Consider the following 3329-nt stretch of genomic DNA (forward strand, 5'->3'; position numbering starts at 1 on the left):
CAAGCCGGACTACAAGGCCGTCATCGACGCGATGCGCACCGAGCTTTCGAAAGCCTGAGTCATGCTCCCCCCTGCACTTCCCATGCTGCTCTCGGAGGGGGCCCGCCATCGCCCTCGGATGGACGGGCGGCGCTGACATGGCCGCCGTCCTGCTCGTCTGTACCGCCAACATCTGCCGCTCGCCGATGGCTGAAGCCATCTTCAAGGCGCGCCTCGGCGAGGTATTCAAGACGGTCGCCTCGGCCGGCGTACATGCCGACCCGCACGGTGGCCCGGTGGACGCCCGTGCCGCCGCCGCCCTGGCCCGGCACGACTACAGCCTGGAGCGCAAATGGCGCTCGCGCCGCGTCGAGCCGGAGCAGTTGGGCCAATACGACCTCGTGCTGGTGATGGAGGCCGAGCACCTGGAGTCGCTGCGCAGGAAGGCCCCGCCCGAGCATCACGCCCGCATTCAGCTGCTGACCACCTTCGTGCCCGAGATGGCCGGCCAGGACATCCCGGACCCCTATTTCGGCCCCGTCGCGGGCTTCGATGCCGTCATCGGCATGATCGAGCGCGCCGCCGGCAGTCTGCAAATGGCGGCCCGCGAGGGCCGCCTGAAATTCAGCTGATCAGCCGGCCTTGCTGGCGAACTCGGCCACTTCGCGGGTGTCCGGTCCCTGGCCGCTGAAGCGATCCAGCGCCAGGTAGATGACCGGCGTGATGTAGAGCGTCACCGCCTGCGACAGGATCAGCCCGCCCACCACGGCCAGGCCCAGCGGCTGGCGCAGCTCGGCACCGGCGCCCAGCCCCAGCGCGATGGGCAGCGCGCCCATCAGTGCGGCCAGCGTCGTCATCATGATGGGCCGGAACCGCAGGATGCAGGCCTGGCGAATGGCCTCGGCCGGCGCCAGGCCCTGGCTGCGCTGCACGTCCAGCGCGAAGTCGATCATCATGATCGCGTTCTTCTTCACGATGCCGATCAGCATGACGATGCCGATGGTGGCGATGATGGTCAGCTCCATGCCGAAGAGCTGCAGCGTGATCAGCGCGCCGACCGCCGCCGACGGCAGGCCGGCCAGGATGGTGATCGGGTGGATGTAGCTCTCGTAGAGCACGCCCAGCAGCACGTAGATGACGGCGACCGCGAGGCCGATCAGCAGCAACTGGCCGCTCTGCGAATCCTGGAACACCGCCGCATCGCCGCCGTAGCTGGTGATGATGCTGGGCGGCAGCTTGATCTCCTGCGTGAACGCGGAGATCTGCCGGGTGGCGTCGCCCAGCGGCACGTTGGGCGCGAGGTTGAAACTGATCGTGATCGCCTGCAACTGGCCCTGGTGGTTGACCGCCGTCGGCCCCAGCGTGCGCTGAACGGTGGCGAACGCCGTCAGCGGCACCTGGGCGCCGTTCTTGCCGCGCAGGTAGATCTTGTCGAATGCGGCTTCGCTGCTGCGATCGTTGTCGCCCGCCTCCATGATGACCTGGTAGGTGTTGCTCTCGGCATAGATGCTGGACACCTGGCGCTCGCCGAATGCACCGTAGAGCGCGTTGCGCAGGTCCTGCATCTGCACACCCAGGATGGAAGCGCGCTCACGGTCGATGACGAGGCTGGCTTGCAGGCCGCGCAGCTGGGAGTCGCTGGTGACGTCGCGGAAGCGGTTGTCGCCGCGCAGCTTCTCCTGCAGCTTGGTGGCCCAGCTGTTGAGCTCGCCGGCCGACACCGACTGCAGCGTGTACTGGTAGCGGCTCTTGCTCTGGCGGCCGCCGAGCTGCAGGTTCTGCACCGGGCGCAGATAGACCTGAATGCCGGGGACGGCGCGCAGCTTCTTGCGCAGTCCTTCCAGCACCTTGGGCATGGGCTCGCGGTCGCCCCGGGCCTTCAGGTTGATGAACATGCGGCCGGTGTTGGTGGCGCTGCCCGAAGGCCCGCCGCCGACGGCGGAACTCAGCGCAGCGACATTGGGGTCGTTGCGCACGATGGCCGCGACGCGGTCCTGCAGCAGGGTCATGGCGGCAAACGAGGTGTCCTCGGCGGCCTCGGTGCTGGCCTGGATCTGGCCGATGTCCTCCTCGGGGAAGAAACCCTTGGGGATGGTGGTGTAGAACCAGATCGTCGCGATGAAGCTCAACACCGCCACGCCCAGTACCCAGGAGCGGTGGCGCAGGGCCAGGTCCAGCGTGCGTGTGTAGGCGTTCAGCGTGGCCGTGAAGCCGCGCTCGAACATCCGGCCCAGCGGACCGTCCTCGTGGTGCTCGTCGGCCTTCAGCAGGCGGCTGCACAGCATGGGCACCAGCGTCAGCGAAACCACGGCCGAGACCAGGATGGACAGGCCCACCACGACCGCGAACTCGTGGAACAGCAAGCCGATGACGCCCGGCATGAAGAAGATGGGGATGAGCACCGCCACCAGCGACACCGAGATGGACAGGATGGTGAACGCCATCTCGCGCGCGCCGCGCACGGCCGCATCGAAGGGTTTCATGCCGTCCTCGACGTGGCGGACGATGTTCTCCAGCATGACGATGGCGTCGTCCACCACCAGGCCCACGGCCAGCGTGATGCCCAGCAGCGAGATGTTGTCCAGCGAGTAGCCCAGCGCGAACAGCAGCGTCAGCGCGCCGATCAGCGAGATCGGCAGCGAGGCCGTCGGGATCAGCGTGGCCACCGCGCGGCGCAGGAAGATGAAGATGACCAGGACCACCAGGCCCACGGTCAACGCCAGCGTGAGGTAGACGTCGTGCAGCGACTCGCGGATGGACACCGAGCGGTCGTTCAGCGTCGACATCTTGATGGACGCGGGCATCTGCTCGGCATAGCGCGGCAGCAGGGCCTTGACCTTGTCCACCACCTGCACGGTGTTGGCGTCGGGCTGGCGCTGGATGGCCAGCACGATGGAGCGCTCACCCTGATAGGTGGAGTAGGTCTTGCTGGTCTCGACGCTGTCCTGCACCTCGGCCACGTCGCGCAGCAGCACGGGCGCGCCGTTGCGGGAGGCGACGACGATTCGCCCGAACTCGGCGGCATTGCGCAGCTGGCGGTTGGCCTGGATGGTCAGCGTCTGGCGCGTACCGTCCAGCACGCCCACGGGCGTGTTGGCATTGGCGGCCCGCACGGCCGTCTGCAACTCGTCCAGTGTGATGTTGCGCTGGTTCAGCAGGTCGGTGCTGACCTTGATGCGCACCGCATAGCGCTTCTGGCCGAAGATGGACACCTGAGCCACGCCGTCGATGGTGGACAGCCCCGGCGACAGCAGGTTCTCCGCGTAATCGTTCAGCTCGGTCAGGTCGATGGACGGCGACGTCAGCGCCACCAGCAACACCGGCGCGTCGGCCGGGTTGACCTTGCGGTA

At 67.5% G+C, this 3329-nt stretch carries 2 protein-coding genes; one reads left to right on the plus strand and one right to left on the minus strand.

Translation table 11 applies throughout. The features are described from left to right. The first annotated feature begins 137 nt into the window (after nt 1-137). Nucleotides 138-611: a low molecular weight protein-tyrosine-phosphatase gene (locus tag VGF12_RS17495; RefSeq protein WP_331177328.1), complete on the plus strand. Its 474-nt coding sequence runs from the start codon at nt 138-140 to the stop codon at nt 609-611. On the opposite strand, the gene VGF12_RS17500 is transcribed toward VGF12_RS17495, so the two are convergent. Further along, nucleotides 612-3329: efflux RND transporter permease subunit (locus tag VGF12_RS17500; RefSeq protein WP_331177329.1), on the minus strand; the 2718-nt coding region annotated here is incomplete at its 5' end. It lies immediately after the preceding gene.

Origin of the sequence: Roseateles sp. (assembly GCF_036404855.1) — a bacterium.
Taxonomy (GTDB): Bacteria; Pseudomonadota; Gammaproteobacteria; order Burkholderiales; family Burkholderiaceae_C; genus Pelomonas.